Source organism: uncultured Jatrophihabitans sp. (genome assembly GCF_964252635.1).
Lineage (GTDB): Bacteria > Actinomycetota > Actinomycetes > Mycobacteriales > Jatrophihabitantaceae > Jatrophihabitans.
Genome location: NZ_CAXUNP010000003.1, coordinates 118727 through 135004 on the forward strand (window position 1 = coordinate 118727; position 16278 = coordinate 135004).

The 16278-nt window shown below is 71.0% G+C and carries 13 protein-coding genes; 8 read left to right on the forward strand and 5 right to left on the reverse strand.

What is annotated here, in order from left to right; genetic code table 11:
• The first annotated feature begins 235 nt into the window (after positions 1–235).
• Together ACFFCA_RS02435 and ACFFCA_RS02440 are read left to right on the forward strand one after the other, a co-directional pair.
• Complete coding sequence (locus ACFFCA_RS02435; protein WP_375481454.1) at positions 236–451, forward strand: hypothetical protein; 216 nt, start codon at positions 236–238, stop codon at positions 449–451.
• Positions 452–556: 105 nt separating this feature from the next.
• Positions 557–970 carry a hypothetical protein gene (locus ACFFCA_RS02440; protein ID WP_375481456.1) on the forward strand — a complete coding sequence of 138 codons (414 nt, stop codon included), beginning with the start codon at positions 557–559 and terminating at the stop codon, positions 968–970.
• Between the two features lie 72 nt (positions 971–1042).
• Here the strand turns inward: ACFFCA_RS02440 and ACFFCA_RS02445 are convergent, their stop codons facing one another.
• Positions 1043–3583 carry a DEAD/DEAH box helicase gene (locus ACFFCA_RS02445; protein ID WP_375481458.1) on the reverse strand — a complete coding sequence of 847 codons (2541 nt, stop codon included), beginning with the start codon at positions 3581–3583 and terminating at the stop codon, positions 1043–1045.
• A 115-nt stretch (positions 3584–3698) separates the two neighbouring features.
• Between ACFFCA_RS02445 and xylA the strand changes: the two genes are divergently transcribed.
• Positions 3699–4886, forward strand: a complete 1188-nt coding sequence (xylA, locus tag ACFFCA_RS02450; RefSeq protein WP_375481460.1) for a xylose isomerase — start codon at positions 3699–3701, stop codon at positions 4884–4886.
• 3 nt (positions 4887–4889) lie between these two features.
• Positions 4890–5801, forward strand: a complete 912-nt coding sequence (locus ACFFCA_RS02455; protein WP_375481462.1) for an aldose 1-epimerase family protein — start codon at positions 4890–4892, stop codon at positions 5799–5801.
• A gap of 24 nt (positions 5802–5825) precedes the next feature.
• On the opposite strand, the gene ACFFCA_RS02460 is transcribed toward ACFFCA_RS02455, so the two are convergent.
• The gene (locus tag ACFFCA_RS02460) at positions 5826–7079 is read right to left on the reverse strand and encodes an FAD-binding protein (protein WP_375481464.1); all 1254 of its coding nucleotides are present in this window, start codon (positions 7077–7079) and stop codon (positions 5826–5828) included.
• Positions 7076–8518 carry a xylulokinase gene (gene xylB, locus ACFFCA_RS02465; RefSeq protein WP_375481466.1) on the reverse strand — a complete coding sequence of 481 codons (1443 nt, stop codon included), beginning with the start codon at positions 8516–8518 and terminating at the stop codon, positions 7076–7078. Before xylB ends, ACFFCA_RS02460 begins: the two co-directional genes overlap by 4 nt.
• Positions 8519–8769: 251 nt before the next feature.
• On the opposite strand from xylB, the gene ACFFCA_RS02470 reads away from it, so the two are divergent.
• The 4 genes from ACFFCA_RS02470 to ACFFCA_RS02485 all read left to right on the forward strand — a co-directional run bounded on the left by ACFFCA_RS02470 (position 8770) and on the right by ACFFCA_RS02485 (position 13472).
• Positions 8770–9933 carry a sugar ABC transporter substrate-binding protein gene (locus tag ACFFCA_RS02470; protein ID WP_375481468.1) on the forward strand — a complete coding sequence of 388 codons (1164 nt, stop codon included), beginning with the start codon at positions 8770–8772 and terminating at the stop codon, positions 9931–9933.
• Between the two features lie 108 nt (positions 9934–10041).
• Complete coding sequence (locus tag ACFFCA_RS02475; protein WP_375481470.1) at positions 10042–10824, forward strand: ATP-binding cassette domain-containing protein; 783 nt, start codon at positions 10042–10044, stop codon at positions 10822–10824.
• The gene (locus ACFFCA_RS02480) at positions 10821–12218 is read left to right on the forward strand and encodes a sugar ABC transporter permease (RefSeq protein ID WP_375481472.1); all 1398 of its coding nucleotides are present in this window, start codon (positions 10821–10823) and stop codon (positions 12216–12218) included. Before ACFFCA_RS02475 ends, ACFFCA_RS02480 begins: the two co-directional genes overlap by 4 nt.
• Before the next feature lie 24 nt (positions 12219–12242).
• Positions 12243–13472 carry an ROK family protein gene (locus ACFFCA_RS02485; protein ID WP_375481473.1) on the forward strand — a complete coding sequence of 410 codons (1230 nt, stop codon included), beginning with the start codon at positions 12243–12245 and terminating at the stop codon, positions 13470–13472.
• Here the strand turns inward: ACFFCA_RS02485 and ACFFCA_RS02490 are convergent.
• Both ACFFCA_RS02490 and ACFFCA_RS02495 read right to left on the reverse strand, forming a co-directional pair.
• Positions 13399–15339, reverse strand: a complete 1941-nt coding sequence (locus tag ACFFCA_RS02490; protein ID WP_375481531.1) for an ABC transporter ATP-binding protein — start codon at positions 15337–15339, stop codon at positions 13399–13401. The genes ACFFCA_RS02485 and ACFFCA_RS02490 overlap by 74 nt on opposite strands.
• An 88-nt stretch (positions 15340–15427) precedes the next feature.
• Positions 15428–16237, reverse strand: coding sequence for an enoyl-CoA hydratase/isomerase family protein (locus ACFFCA_RS02495; protein WP_375481533.1), 810 nt, complete (start codon positions 16235–16237; stop codon positions 15428–15430).
• Between the last annotated feature and the right edge of the window lie 41 nt (positions 16238–16278).

Consider the following 16278-nt stretch of genomic DNA (forward strand, 5'->3'; position numbering starts at 1 on the left):
CCAGCGATTCGGCAGTCCCCCCGTCCATGCCAGCGAGCGCGAAGGCGCGCAGCATGGCCGCGAGCAAGAAACGCGTCGTCCCCCGGTAGGGTGCAACTTGTTGCACCGTCTCGTGGTGCCAACTGGTGGACCCGGGAGCCGCCCCCCCCGCCCACCGGGGGGCGGCCCCCGCAGGGGCCCGGCCCCCGCGGTGTCCCGCCGGGGCGGGGCGCGGACAACTCGCTAATGTCAGGCCGTGGACGAGCGGACGGGGTCGGGCGATTTCGACGACAGGGTCGAGCCCCAGTACCGCAGCGACGACCGCACCGCGTGCTTCGTCTGTGAGACCCGGCCGGCGGTTTGGCGACGGTTCCTGACCGACGACCGATTGGTGGACAAGGACGGCACCGGGTTCGCGTTGGGCGGACCGTTGTTCCTCTGCGACTCGTGTGACGGGTTGTTCCGTATCTAGGACTACACCGGGCTGACGGCCGCCGCGGAACGACGGCTGCGAGCAGAGGTCGACGAGGACGATCTGACGGACGACGACGATGTCGCGACATGGGCCGACCGAGAGGTGGGCGTCGTCCTGCCCGCCCTGCACCGCGCGGCTGACGAACCATTCCGGCTGGACCACTTCGTCGAGCAGCCGCACATCGTCGCGCTCTACAGGTCGGGCTTCGTCGACCTCGATCACCTCACCGGTGCCGTCGACGAGCTCGTGCCGCTCTGGCCGTCGGGTCACCTTCGCACCGTCGCCGACGAGCGACCGAACCGTTGGGGCGACGACACCGAGCGACACCTGGTCCGCTCGCCGTGGCCGTCTCTGTCGGTCGACGACGTCCTGGACCTCTTGTGGCGTTGGGTGGAACGCGATCAGGACGGGCTGGTCGACCGCGTTCGCGCCGCACGCATCACCGAGGTGTTCGGCTGGACCGAGGAACGCGCCCGCACCGTCCTGGACGGCCCCGACCCCCGCGACGACCGCTGAGGCGCTCCCGAGTTGTCCGCGTCCAGTCGCGCCCGAACGCGTCCGGGCGCGGACAACTGCAGCAGGGAGCGGTCAGAGCGGGCCGACGTCGGTCACGACGACGACGGGCTCGCCGGCCTCGTCCGAGGCGGCCAGGTCGATGGACGCGCTGATCCCCCAGTCGTGGTCGCCCTCCGGGTCGTCGAACACCTGACGCACCGTCCAGGCGTCCGGCCCGACCGACACGTGCAACAGGGCCGGGTTGCGGGCGTCCGGCCCCGTACCCAGCCGGTCGTACTCCGCGTAGTAGCCGTCCATCGCCTCCGCCCAGCGCGGGGCATCCCAGCCGGCGTCGGAATCGAGTTCGCCCAACGCGTCGAAGCGGCCCAGGGCGGCCAGCTCGACCCGCCGGAACATCGCATTGCGCACCAGCACCGTGAAGGCCCGGACGTTCGCGGTCAGCGATGCGGGTGGCGGCGGCCCCAGCTCGTCGGTGCGCACGGCACCCGCAACGTCGCCGGCCGTCAGCTGCTCCCACTCGTCGAGCAGCGAAGAGTCGGTCTGACGGACCACCTCACCGAGCCATTCGACGATGTCCTCGAACCCCTCCGTGGCGGCCGAGTCCGGCACCGACGAGCGCACCGCGCGGTAGGCGTCGGACAGGTAGCGCAGCACCGCGCCCTCGCTGCGTGAGAGGCCGTAGAACGCGACGTACTCGGTGAAGGTCATGGCGCGCTCCCACATGTCGCGCACGACCGACTTCGGCGAGAGCTGGTCCTCGGACAACCACGGATGCGTCTGCCGGTAGACCGTGAACGCGCCGTGCAGCAGCTCGTCCAGCGGCTTCGGGTGCGTCACCTCGGTGAGCAGCTCCATCCGCTGGTCGTACTCGATCCCTTCGGCCTTCATCGCCGCGACCGCCTCGCCGCGGGCCATCCGTTGCTGGGCCGACAGGATCTGCCGCGGGTCGTCGAGGGTCGCCTCGATGACGGACACCACGTCCAGCGCGTAGGACTCGGACTCGGGGTCGAGCAGGTCGAGGGCGGCCAGCGCGAACGTGGACAGGGGCTGGTTCAGCGCGAAGTTCAGCGGCAGGTCCGCGGTCAACCGCACGGTGCGTCCCTCGGCGTCCGGCGCCGGCAACCGCTCGATCACCCCGGCCGCGAGCAGGGCCCGGTAGGCGCGGATCGCGTCGCGCACCTGACCGCGCCGCGCCGACGCCGGGCTGTGGTTGTCCATGATCAGAGCGCGCATGGCAGCGAACGCGTCGCCTGGCCGGGCGATGACGTTGAGCAGCATCGCCGGGGTCACCGCGAACTGCGGCGTCAGCGCCTCGGGCGAGGACGTAACCAACCTGTCGTGCGTGGGCTTGCCCCAGGAGACGAAACCCTCCGGCGCCTTCTTGCGCACCACCCGCCGGCGCTTCTTCGGGTCGTCGCCGGCCCTGGCCAGCAACCGCGCGTTCTCGACCTCGTGTTCGGGCGCCTGCACGACGACGGTGCCCGCGGTGTCGAAGCCGGCGCGCCCGGCCCGCCCCGCGATCTGGTGGAACTCGCGCACCTGCAGCTGACGCTGCCGCTGACCGTCGTACTTCGACAGCGCCGCGAACACCACCGTACGGATCGGGACGTTGATGCCGACGCCCAGCGTGTCCGTGCCGCAGATGACCTTCAGCAGGCCGGCCTGGGCGAGCTGCTCGACGAGGCGGCGGTACTTCGGCAGCATGCCCGCGTGGTGCACACCGATGCCGTGCCGGACCAGACGGGACAGCACCTTGCCGAAACCGGCGTTGAACCGGAACCCGCCGATGGCCTCGGCGATGCGGTCACGTTCCTCGCGGGTGGCCACGTTGATCGAGGTGAGCGACTGCGCGTGCTCGAGCGCCGCGGCCTGGGTGAAGTGCACGACGTAGATCGGTGCCTGGCCGCCGGCGAGCAGGTCGGTGATGGTCTCGTGCAGCGGCGTCAGCTCGTAGTAGTGGTGCAGCGGCACCGGACGCTCGCCGCCGGCCACCACGGCCGTCTCACGAGCCGTGCGCCGGGTGAGGTCCTCGGCGAGCGCCGTGGTGTCGCCCAGGGTGGCCGACATGAGCAGGAACTGCGCCTTGCGCAGTTCGAGCAGCGGCACCTGCCAGGCCCAGCCGCGGGCCGGGTCGGCGTAGAAGTGGAACTCGTCCATGACGACGACGCGCAGGTCGCTGTCGACGCCTGTACGCAGCGCGATGTTCGCGAGCACCTCGGCGGTGCAGCACAGGATGGGCGCGTCGGCGTTCACCGCGGCGTCGCCGGTCATCATGCCGACCTCGGAGGAGCCGAAGACGGCGCACAGGGCGAAGAACTTCTCGCTGACCAGCGCCTTGATCGGCGCGGTGTAGACGGAGCGGAGCCCGGCCGCACGGGCCGCGTGGTGGGCGGCCACGGCCACGAGCGACTTGCCCGACCCGGTGGGCGTCGACAGCACCACGTTCGAGCCGGAGACGAGCTCGAGCACCGCCTCCTCCTGGGCCGGGTACAGCACCAGGCCCTGGCCGGACACCCACTCCTCGAACGTGGCGTAGACCGCGTCGGGATCGTCCCCGGGCGGTGCGGCGAGCACCGCGTGCGGGGCCGCGGCGTCCGGGGCAGCACGTGTCATGTCGGGTCCACCATGCCGCATGGTCCGGTGCCGCCGGGGGCTGGCCTGTACTACAGTGCGATGAGATTGTTCACGGCGCAAACAAATCGCCACGACGCAGTGGAAAGAGGACGACATGGCAGCCGAACCCACCAAGGACGACCGATTCAGTTTTGGCCTCTGGACCGTGGGCTGGCACGCCAACGACCAGTTCGGCGAGCCCACCCGCGCTCCCGTCGACCCGGTCGAGTCGGTCCACCGTCTCGGTGAGCTCGGCGCCTGGGGCGTCACCTTCCACGACGACGACGTCATCCCCTTCGGCACGTCGGACGCCGAGCGCGAGAAGATCATCACCCGGTTCCGCGCCGCGCTGGCCGAGACCGGTGTGGTGGTCCCGATGATGACGACCAACCTATTCTCGCAGCCGGTGTTCAAGGACGGCGGCTTCACCAGCAACGACCGTTCCGTGCGTCGCTACGCACTGCGCAAGGTCGCCCGCAACATCGACCTCGCCGCCGAGCTGGGCGCCGAGACCTACGTCTTCTGGGGCGGCCGCGAGGGCGCCGAGTACGACGGCGCCAAGAACATCGCGTCCGCGCTGGACCGTTACCGCGAGGGCATCGACGCCCTGGCCCAGTACGTCACCGAGAAGGGCTACGGGCTGCGCTTCGCCATCGAGCCCAAGCCGAACGAGCCCCGCGGCGACATCCTGCTCCCGACCGTCGGGCACGCGCTGGCCTTCATCGAGCAGCTCGACCACGCCGACATGGTCGGCGTGAACCCCGAGGTCGGCCACGAGCAGATGGCCGGGCTCAACTACACCGCCGGCATCGCGCAGGCGCTCTGGGCCGGCAAGCTCTTCCACATCGACCTCAACGGCCAGCGCAGCATCAAGTACGACCAGGACCTCGTCTTCGGCCACGGCGATCTCACCAGCGCCTTCTTCACCGTCGACCTGCTCGAGAACGGCGCCGTCGGCGGCGGCCCGAGCTACACCGGCCCGCGGCACTTCGACTACAAGCCGTCACGCACCGAGGACATCGCCGGCGTCTGGGACAGCGCGGCCGCGAACATGCGGATGTACCTGCTGCTCAAGGAGCGGGCCGCGGCCTACCGCGCCGACCCGGAGGTCCAGCAGGCGATGGAGCACGCCGGCGTGGGGGCGCTGGCCGACAGCACGCTCAGCTCCGGTGAGAGCTTCAACGACCTGCTGGCCGACCGCAGCGCGTTCGAGGACTTCGACCCGGCCGCGGCGGGCGAGCGCGGCTACGGCTTCGTCCGGCTCAACCAGCTCGGTCTGGAGCACCTGCTCGGCGCCCGCTGAGCCGTGCACGCATCAGGTCGCCAGTACGAGCTCGAGCACGGCGCCTACCGGGCAGCCGTCGCCTCGGTCGGGGCGTCGCTGCGCGGGCTCACCCACCGCGGTCGTGACCTCGTCCGTTCCTTCGGGGCGGACGAGGTCAGGCCGCGCTTCCGCGGCGCCGTACTGGCGCCGTGGCCCAACCGCGTCCCTGACGGGCGCTGGACGTGGCGCGGGCAGACGCACCAGCTGGCCCTCACCGAGCCCGAGCACGCCAGCGCCCTGCACGGCCTGGTGTGCTGGCTCGACTGGCACGAGGTCGAGGTCGGGTCCGACACCGTCGTCCTGGGCACGCGCGTCTGGCCGCAGCAGGGCTACCCCTTCGCGCTCGACCTCACGATGCGGTGGCGGCTCGGCGCGGACGGGCTGGACGCCGAGCTGAGCGCGGTGAACGTCGGAGGCGAACCGGCGCCCTACGGCTGCAGCATCCACCCGTACCTCACCGCGCCCGCGGGCGGCTACGTCGACGACTGGACGCTGCACCTCCCTGCTGCCCGGCGACTCGAGGTCGACGACCGATTGCGGGTGGTGGGCACGGCTGAGCAGCCGCCGCCCCATGCCGACTTCAACCGCGCGCGACCCGTCCGCGGCACCGCGATCGACCACGCCTACACCGGTTTGGCGTTCGACAGCACGGACACCGCCGCGGTCACGGTCACCGACCCCGCCGGCGACGGCGTGCAGATGACCTTCGGCCCGCGTACGCCCTGGGTCCAGGTGCACACGGCCGACCGTCCCGACGAGCCCGGCCATCACCGGCGGGGGCTGGCGGTGGAGCCGATGACGTGCCCGCCCGAGGCGCTGGCCACGGGCCTGGACCTCATCGTGCTCGACCCCGGCGAGTCCGTGTCGGTGCCCTGGCGCATCGCCGCCGTCTGAGGCCGGGCGACCGCAGCCCGACCGTCAGTCGTAGACGAAGGACTCCAGGAAGTCGTTGCCGAACTTGCGCTGCGGGTCGTGCGCCGCGGCGAGGGCACGGAACTCATCCATCCGCGGGTAGTGCGCGCGCACGACGTCCGGTGCCATCTCGAACACCTTGCCCCAGTGCGGGCGTACGTCGAAGCCGGCCAGCGCCGCCTCGACCTGCCTGACCACGGGCCGCACCAGCTCGTCGTCGTCGACCCAGGTGAAGTGCAGGGCGACGGTGTCGCGCTGGTGGAACGGGCTGATCCACAGATCGTCGGCGGCGATGGTCCGGACCTCGCACACCATCAGAGCCGGGTGCAGCTCCAGCTCGCGCAGCGCGGCGATCGCGGCCGCGGCGTGCTCGCGGGCCACGAAGAACTCCGACTGCTGCTCCTCACCACTGCTGGGGGTGAACTCGAGACGGAAGTGCGGCAGCCGGGCGATCCACGGCCCGGGCACGCCGAGCTGCTGGGTGGCCGTCGAGGCGTCGGCACCCGCGATCGGGTGGTGGGCCTCGGCGGCGGGGCGGGCGCCCCACCGGGTGCCGTCGACCAGCGGGGCGTCGGCCAGACCCTTGATCCAGATCTGGTCGAGCCGGTCGCGGTCGTGCCACTCGGTGAAGAGGCTGACGCTGTAGCCCGCACCGAGTACGGCGTCGATGTCGTCGAGCACGGCGTCGAGGTCGGCGTCCAGCCAGACGTCCTGCCGGATCTGGAAGCTGGGTTTCACGGACAGGCGCAGGCGGGTCGTGACGCCCAGGGCCCCGAGGGCGAGCACCGAACCACCGAAGGCGGGGTCGCCGGCCGCCACGCTGACCAGCTCGCCGTCGGCGCGGACCATCTCGATCCCGACCACCTGGTCGGCCAGGCAACGGTTGCCGATCCCGGAACCGTGCGTCCCGGTCGACGTCGCGCCGCCGACGGTGATGTGCGGCAGCGAACCCAGGTTGGCCAGGGCGAGACCCTGGTGCTCGAGCGCGCCGCCGAGCTCGCCGTACCGCACGCCGGCGCCGACGAGCACCGTGCTCGTCGCGCTGTCGATCTCGATGGTCGCGTCCAGGTCGGCCACGGTGACCAGGTCACCGGTGGTGTCGGCGATGCGGTTGAACGAATGGCCGCTGCCCAGGGCGCGGATACGCGAGCTGGCGCCCACGACCTCCTGCAGCTGCTCGACGGTCTGCGGACGGCGGAGGTGTTCGGCGCCGAAACTCACGTTCCCGGCCCAGTTGCGTAGCTCGGCCGTGGTGGTCATGAGTAGTCCTCCGGGATGGTCGTCGACGACGTGTCTCCATCCAGTCTGTCCAGCGTGCGGTCGCGCGCCTGCGCATAACGGTCACGGATCCACATCCGTGGCCGGTCCTCGTAGGTCTCGACGGGGCCGGACGACCATCGTGGCGCCTCGGACGCACCGGACAGCGCCCAGGCCGCCTGCCGCGCCGCGCCGTCGGCGACGTACTCGGCCGGGGCGGGTGCCTGCACCGGGACGCCGAGGATCGACGGCGCGATCCGGCGCAGCGCCTCCGACCGCGCGCCGCCGCCGATGAGCAGCAGCCGGTCGACCTGGACGCCCTGCTCGCGCAACGCGTCCAGCCCGTCGGCCAGGCCGCAGAGCAGACCCTCGATGGCGGCGCGGGCCAGGTGGGCGGCCGTTGCGGTGTGCAGCTGCAGGCCGTGCACCGCTCCGGTCGAGCGGGGTTTGTTGGGGGTCCGTTCGCCCTCGAGGTAGGGCACGAGGACCAGGCCGTCGGCGCCGGGCGGCGCGGACAGCGCCAGCTCGGAGAGGCGGTCGAGGGACACGCCGAGCAGGGCGGCCGTCGAGCTGAGCACCCGGGCGGCGTTCAGCGTGCAGACGAGCGGCAGGAACCGGCCCGTCGCGTCGGCGAAGCCCGCCACGATGCCGGTCGGGTCGGCGGTCGGCGTCTCGCTGACCGCACTGACCACCCCGGAGGTGCCGACGGAGGCGATGACGTCCCCCGCGCCGGCCTGCACGCCGAGGGCCGCGGCCGCGTTGTCGCCGGTGCCGGCACCGAGCCGTACCCCGCCCGGTGTGCTGCCCGGGCTGCCGGCCGGGGCGAGCACGGTCGGCAGCTGGGGCACGTGCCCCAGAGCCCGCTCGAGCAGGTCGGGCAGGTAGGTGCCGTCCGCCGGCGACCAGTACCCGGTGCCGCTGGCGTCGCCACGGTCGGTGGCCAACGCCGCGAGGTCCCCGGTGCCCCCCAGCTTCCAGGTCAGCCAGTCGTGCGGGAGGCAGACCGCCGCGGTGCGGGCCGCGTGCTCGGGTTCGTGCTCGGCGAGCCAGCGCAGCTTGGTGACCGTGAACGAGGCCAGCGGCACCGAGCCGGTGCGCTGCGCCCAGGCGCGCGCGCCGTCCGGGAGCTCGGCGACGAGGTCGTCGGCGGCACCCGCCGACCGGGTGTCGTTCCACAGCAGGGCCGGGCGTACCACCTCGCCGTGCTCGTCGAGGCACACCATCCCGTGCTGCTGGCCGCCGACGGCCAACGCGGCGACGTCGTCGAGCCCGCCGGCCTCGGCCAGCGCGCGCTGCAGCGCGTCCCACCAGGCCTGCGGCGCCACCTCGGTGCCGTCGGGGTGTGGAGCGCTGCCGCTGCGCACGAGGGCTCCGCTCTCGGCGTCGCGGATGACGACCTTGCACGACTGGGTCGAGGAGTCGACCCCGGCGACGAGGGTCACGAACGCCCTCCGGCCCTACGGTCGGCGGTGCGGACGGAGCGGCCGGGCCCGACGCCTGTGGCGCCGTGCCGTTCGACCGTTGACAGGGAGGACACGGACACGGGGCGGACATCCATTCGTCATCGGTTCATAACAACTTGAGCTCGGCCTCCAGTGAACCACTTCACCATGGGATATGTTCGCGCGCACAACATTCACGGGCGTACGTTCGTCACGGACACGCTCAAACTCCTCAGAAAGGCTGTCTGCGCATGCGCAAGAGCACTGTGGTCATCGCGGCGGTCGGGGCAACCGCCGCACTCGCCCTCGGGGCGTGTTCGAGCTCAGGGTCCGGATCCGGCAAGTCCTCGGCGGCCTCGGCCGGCGGTTCCGGCGGCGCGTCCTCCTCGGCGGCCTCGTCAGGTTCCTCGGGCTCCGGCGGCACGGTCGACGGCAAGGGCGCGAAGGTCGGCATCATCCTGCCCGACACCATCTCCTCGCCCCGCTGGATCACCGCCGACCCGACGGCCCTCAAGAACGCCTGCTCCACCTACAAGCTCAGCTGCACCATCCAGAACGCCAACGGCTCCGCCCAGCGGATGAAGACCATCGCCCAGCAGATGGAGTCCAGCGGCGTCAAGGTCCTCATGATCGTCGACCTCGACGCGGCGTCGGGTGCGGCCATCGAGCAGCAGGCCAAGAAGGCCGGCGTCATCACCGTCGACTACGACCGGCTCACCCCGGGCGGCGGCGCGGCGCTGTACGTGTCCTTCGACAACGTCAAGGTCGGCCAGGCGCAGGGCACGGCCCTCACGCAGTGCCCGCAGGTCAAGGGCCAGAAGTCGGTCCAGTACGTCGACATCGACGGCGCGCCCACCGACAACAACGCGATCCTGTTCGCGCAGGGCTACGACAGCGTGTTGGGCAAGACCCCGGGCTGGACCCGCGTCGGCAAGCAGACCGGTCAGTGGGACGCCAACACCGCAGGCCGGGTGTTCAACTCCTTCCTGGGTCAGCACAAGGACATCAAGGCCGTCATGGTCGCGAACGACACCATGGCGGGTGCCGTCATCACCGACCTCTCCCGTCAGGGCCTGAACGGCAAGGTCGCCGTCTCCGGTCAGGACGCGAGCGCGGCGGGGCTGCAGCAGATCATGAAGGGCAACCAGTGCTTCACGATCTACAAGCCGTCCAAGCTCGAGGCTGACCCGGCGATCAAGGCGATCGCCCAGCTGGCCAACGGCCAGGCTCCGAACACCAACGGTGTGACGGTCACGGACCCGAAGACCAAGACGAAGATCCCGGCCCTGCTGGCCACGCCGACCGTCATCACCAAGGCGAACGTGGCTCAGCCGATCAACGACCAGTACACGCCCAAGAACACGGTGTGCACCGGCAGCTACGCCAGCCTCTGCACGCAGAACGGCGTCAAGTAACACCTAGGACGCGGGTGGCCGCCGATCTCACCGAGACGGCGGCCACCCGTGTCCGCTGCATTTACACCCGACAACCACACCTCTGAAAATTTGAGAAAGGACGCGCTCGTGGCGGACGAACCGATCCTCGAACTGCGCAACGTCACCAAGAGCTTCGGCCCGGTCGAGGTCCTCAAGGGGGTCGATTTCGCCGCGCGTCTGGGTGAGGTGACCGCGCTCGTCGGCGACAACGGCGCGGGCAAGTCGACCATGGTCAAGTGCGTCAGTGGCACCTACTCCATCGACTCCGGTGACTACCTGTTCGACGGCAAGCAGGTCACCGTGCACGCGCCTCGCGACGCTAGCGCGCTCGGTATCGAGATCGTGTACCAGGACCTCGCCCTGTGCGACAACCTGGACATCGTGCAGAACATGTTCCTCGGCCGGGAGCGCGTGAACGGCGTCTTCCTCAACGAGAGCAGCATGGAGGACGCTGCCGCCTCGACCCTCGCGTCGCTGTCCGTGCGCACCGTCAAGTCCGTGCGGCAGCGGGTGTCGAGCCTGTCCGGCGGTCAGCGCCAGACCGTCGCGATCGCCAAGGCCGTGCTCTGGAACTCCAGGGTCGTCATCCTCGACGAGCCGACCGCCGCCCTGGGCGTGGCGCAGACCGAACAGGTGCTGAACCTGGTGCGCCGTCTCGCCGACCGCGGCCTCGCCGTCGTCCTGATCTCCCACAACATGTCCGACGTGCTGCAGGTCGCGGACCGCATCTCGGTCCTGTACCTCGGGCGGATGGCCGCCCAGGTCAAGCGCTCGGACGTCAACCAGACCCAGCTCGTCGAGCTGATCACCACCGGCCGACTAGAGGACAACTCCGGTGTCGACCTCGGCCTGAAAGAGGTTTCGGCATGACCAGTCTCGACAAGCAGAAGACCGATGCGACGGTCGCGGAGCCGACCGCGGGCGAGGACGACACAAGCGGCTCGGACGAGTTGTCGGCGCTCACCAGCACCGCGCCCGTCGAGGGCGGTGTCGGGGCGTACGTACGGCTCTACGTCCAGCGCGTCCGCGGTGGTGACATGGGCTCGCTGCCCGCCATCACCGGCCTCGTGGTGCTGGCCGCGATCTTCTCGATCGTGCACCCGGCGTTCCACTCGGTCTTCAACTTCGGCAACATGTTCACCGAGGGCACCGGCACCATCTTCATCGCCATGGGCCTGGTGTTCGTCCTGCTGCTCGGCGAGATCGACCTTGCCGCCGGCTACACCGCCGGTGTCTGCGCCGCGGTCATGGTCCGCCTGATGGTCGGCTACGGGCAGCACTGGTACGCCACCATCCCTGCGGCTCTCGCGGTGGGCCTGCTCATCGGCTTCATCACCGGCTGGCTGCGAGCCAAGATCGGCATCCCGTCCTTCATCGTCACCCTGGCGTTCTTCCTGGCCTTCCAGGGCGTCATGCTCTTCATCCTCAACACCGGCGCCGGTCAGCACGGCGACATCAGCATCACCGACAACGTCATCACCGACCTCGAGAACGACCAGATGCCGATCTGGGCGGGCTGGACGATGGCCGCCATCCTGGTCGGCGGTTACCTGGTCGCCAAGCTGGCTGCGGTCCGGTCCCGGCGCAAGCAGGGTCTGGCCGCCGAACCGGTCGGCGTGTGGGGCTCCAAGGTGGTCGCGCTGGCCGTGATCGTCGGGCTCGTCGTCTTCCTGCTCGGCAAGAACCGCGCGCTGAACACCAAGCCGGCCATCCAGAGCGTGAACGGCAAGTTCGTCAAGGTGTTCCCGCCGAAGGTCGAGGGCGTGCCGTGGGTCGTCCCGGTGCTGCTCGTGCTCCTGGTGGCGTTCACCATCCTGCTGGGCCGTACCCGCTACGGACGCCACCTGTACGCGGTGGGCGGTAACGAGGAGGCCGCGCGTCGTGCCGGTATCCCGGTCGACCGCATCCGTATTTCGGTGTTCATGTTCTCCGGCTTCATGGCCGCGATCGGCGGCATCGTCATCGGGTCGAACGTGAACTCGGTCAGTGAGAACAACTACGGTGGCAACACCCTGCTGCTCGCGGTCGGCGCGGCCGTCATCGGCGGTACCAGCCTGTTCGGTGGTCGCGGCCGGATGATCGACGCCGTGATCGGCGGCGCGGTGGTCGAGGTCATCTACAACGGCACAGCCAACCTCATCAACACCTCGAACACCGCCGTGTCGAACTCACTGCAGTTCGTCTGCACCGGTGTCGCGCTGCTGCTGGCCGCCGCCGTCGACGCGCTGTCGCGTCGCCGCGCCGGTTCCTCCGGCCTCGCCTGACCGGACCAGGAGTGGGAGTCCGTCATGACCATCAATCCGGCCGCAGCGCGGCCGGAGGCGATGCGGCGCTACAACATGTCGCAGGTCCTGCGCGAGGTGCACCGCAACGGAGCGGTCACCCGCGCTGAGCTGACGCAGCGGTTGGGACTGTCCAGGTCGACCATCGGTGTTCTCGTCACCGAACTGGTCGGCCTGGACGTCCTGCGCGAGTCCGTGCCGAACGGCGGGACACGCGCCGGGCGGCCGTCGCACGTCGTCCGGCCGCACGACGTCGGTCCGTATGTCGTCGCGGTCGACGTCGACGTGACGCAGGTCGTGACGGCCGCGGTGGGCATCGGCGGCATGGTGCTGGCCCGTCATGTCGTCGAGACCGGTGAGCTGCCGCCGACCCCGACCGCCGTCGCCGGCATCATCGTCGATGCCGTCCCGGTCCTGCAGTCGATGATGCGGCACGACTTCGGGCCCGAGGCGATCGGCGTGAGTGTGCCGGGAACGGTCGACCGCCACTCGGGCACGGTCGGCATCGCGCCCAACCTGGAGTGGCGCGACGCCGCGCTGGCTCAGACCCTGGCCGACCTCGTGTCGCCGTCGTTCCCGGTGTACGTCGGCAACGACGCCGACCTGTCGATCCTGGCCGAGCACACCCGGGGAGCCGCGCGGGAAAGCCCGGACGCGGTGTACCTCATCGGCCGCTTCGGCGTCGGTGCCGGCATCATCGCCAACGGCACCGCGCTGCGGGGCGGCGACGGGCACGCCGGCGAGGTCGGCCACAACGTCGTCGACGTCACGGGTCCGCCGTGCCACTGCGGCAAGCGGGGTTGCCTCGAGACCTACATCGGTGCCGTCGCCCTGCTCTCGGCCGCAGGTTTCGACGGCCCGCCGACCACGGAGCGGGTCCGCGAGATGCTGGCCGCCGCGCACGACGGCGACCCCGTGCCGCGGGCGGCGGTCGCGACGGTGGCCCGTGCTCTCGGGCGCGGGCTGGCGAGCCTGGTCAACACCCTGAACCCGCAGCTCGTCGTGCTCGGCGGGTCGCTGTCCGACGTGCTGGAGCTGGCCCGCGACGAGCTCGAAGAGGCCCTGGCCACCTACACCCTCGAGCCACCGTACGAGACGGTCCGGCTGTCGCCACCCGGCCTCGGCGACGACTCGGCGCTGCTCGGCGCGGCCGAGATCGCGTTCACCGAGTTGCTGGACGACCCGTCGAGCGCTCGTCTGCGCCCATGGCGCTCCCGCGAATCGGTTCCGGGCTGAGCCCTGCCCCCGGCGCGACCTCCCGCACCCGCCCGAACTGGGTCCGGTGCAGTTCGGCGTAGAGCCCGCCGGCGGCCAGCAGCTCCTCGTGCCGGCCCCGCTCGACGATGCGTCCGGAGTCGAGGACGAGCACCAGGTCGGCATTGACGATCGTCGACAGGCGGTGCGCGATGACCAGGGACGTCCGGCCGGCCAGCGCGCGCGCCAGGGCGGCCTGCACCGCCGCCTCGCTCTCGCTGTCCAGGTGCGCGGTGGCCTCGTCGAGGATCACGATCTCGGGCGCCTTGAGCAGCAGTCGGGCGATGGCCAGACGAGCCTTCTCCCCGCCCGAGAGCCGGTACCCGCGATCCCCCACGACGGTGTCCAACCCGTCCGGCAGGGAGGCGACGAGGTCATGGATCTGTGCCCCGTCGACCGCGGCCTGCAGCTCGGGCTCCCCCGCGCCGGGTGCGGCATACAGCAGGTTCGCGCGGATCGTGTCGTGGAACATGTGCGCGTCCTGGCTGACGACGCCGATGCGCTCACGCAGCGACTGCTGGGTGACCGCGCGGACGTCGAGGTCGCCGACCCGTACCGCGCCGCTCGTGACGTCGTAGATCCGCGGCAGGAGCTGGCTGATGGTCGTCTTGCCGGCTCCCGACGGGCCGACGAGCGCCACCAACTGCCCGGCGTCGGCGCGGAAGGAGACGCCGTGCAGCACCTCGGCCGACACGGTGCGGTCCAGCGTCGCGACGTCCTCCAGCGAGGCCAGCGAGACCTGCGCAGCGGTGGGGTAGGAGAAGCGGACGTCGACGAACTCGACGGTGCGGGCGTCCGCCGGCAGCTCGACCGCGTCCGGGGCGTCGGCGATCATGGGTTCGAGGTCGAGGACCTCGAAGACGCGGTCGAAGCTGACCAGGGCGCTCATGACGTCCACCCGGGCGTTCGACAGCGCGGTGAGCGGGCCGTACAGGCGGGTCAGCAGCAACGCCAGGGTGACGACGGTCCCCGCGGACAGCGACCCGGTGATCGCGTAGTACCCGCCCAACCCGTACACCAGGGCCTGGGCGAGCGCGGCAACCAAGGTGAGCGAGACGAAGAACGCGCGGCCGTACATGGCCGACGTCACCCCGATGTCGCGCACCCGCGCCGCGCGCCCACGGAACGAGGCATCCTCGTCGGCCGGGCGACCGAACAGCTTCACCAGCATCGCGCCGGCCACGTTGAAGCGCTCGGTCATGGTGGCGTTCATCGACGCGTTCAGCGTGTAGGACTCGCGGGTGATCTCCTGCAGCCGTGCGCCGATACGGCGTGCCGGCACGACGAACAGCGGCAGCATGATGATCGAGATCAGGGTGATCGGCCAGGACAGGGTGAACATGACCGCCGCGGTCAACACCAGGCTCACCGCATTCGAGACCAGCCCGGACAGCGTGGAGGTGAAAGCCTGCTGCGCGCCCAGCACGTCGTTGTTGAGCCGGCTGATGAGCGCGCCGGTCTGGGTCCGGGTGAAGAACGCCAACGGCTGGCGCTGCACGTGGTCGAAGACCGCCGTGCGCATGTCGTAGATCAGACCCTCGCCGATGCGCGCCGAGTACCAGCGCTGGATGAACGACAGCACGGCGTCGACGACGGCCAGCGCGGCGATGACGACGGCGATCTCGACGACGACGTGCGCCGCGGCCCGACTGGTGATGTCGTTGACGACCCGCCCGGCCAGGACGGGGGTGATCACGCCGATCAGCGCGCTGCCGATGATCAGGGCCAGGAAGATGATCAACTCGCGGCGGTAGGGGTGGGCGAAGCGGAACACCCGGCGCCAGGTGCCCTTCGGGATCGGATGGTCGCCGTCGGAACCGCGCTTGCCGGCCGACGACATGGCCCGCATGGCGGTCGAGTGGTCGAAGCTCACACCTTCACCCCGTTCGCGCCGGCCACGCCGCGATGCCGCCGATTCCTCCGCCCGCGTCGCTCGGTCATTCCTCCAACCCGGCGATGGTGCGCAGCCGGCGGTACTGGGCGTCGCGCTCGGCGGCCTGCTGCTCGGCCTGGGTGCGCCGTGCGGCCGCGAGGAGCAGGGCCTTGGTCTCGGCCGCAGCGTCCCGGTCGGTCGCGAGCAGGGCGTCGACGGTCTCGGTCACCGCGGCGTCGAGCGCGTCGGCGGCCACCACCCGCGACGCCAGGCCCAGACGCAGCGCCTCCTCGGCACCGACCCGCCGCCCCGTCAGGCAGATCTCGGCGGCACGCGAGTAACCGATGAGGTCGACGAGGCGCTTGGTGCCGCCCAGGTCGGGCACGATCCCCAGCGCCGTCTCGGCCATGCACAGCTGCGCGTCGTCGGCCAGGATGCGCAGGTCGGCACCGAGCGCGAGCTGGAACCCGGCACCGATCGCGTGCCCCTGGACGGCGGCGACGCTGACCAGGTCGGCCGCAGAGGTCCAGTCGAAGGCCCGCTGCCACTGCGCGATCCTACCGGTCGCCTCGGCCGCAGACTGGTGGGCGAGGCCGGCCATCCCGTCGGCGGCCGACGAGGTGAACAACGCACGGTCGAGACCGGCCGAGAACGCCCGGCCCTCCGCCCGGATCACCGCGACGCGCACGGTTCCGGGCAGCTCGCGACGCACACGGACCAGCTCGGCCCACAGGCGAGGCGACTGCGCGTTCAGCCGGGCCGGGTTCGCCAGGGTGATCGTGACGGCATGCGTCGAGACCTCGACCGCCAGACCTGCGTCGGGGTCCGTGTCGAGGGTGCGGGCGGCGGGCTGGGGCGAGTCGGAGGTGTCGATGCCGCCAGGTTACCGACGGTCCGGGTACGGCGCCGTCGCCG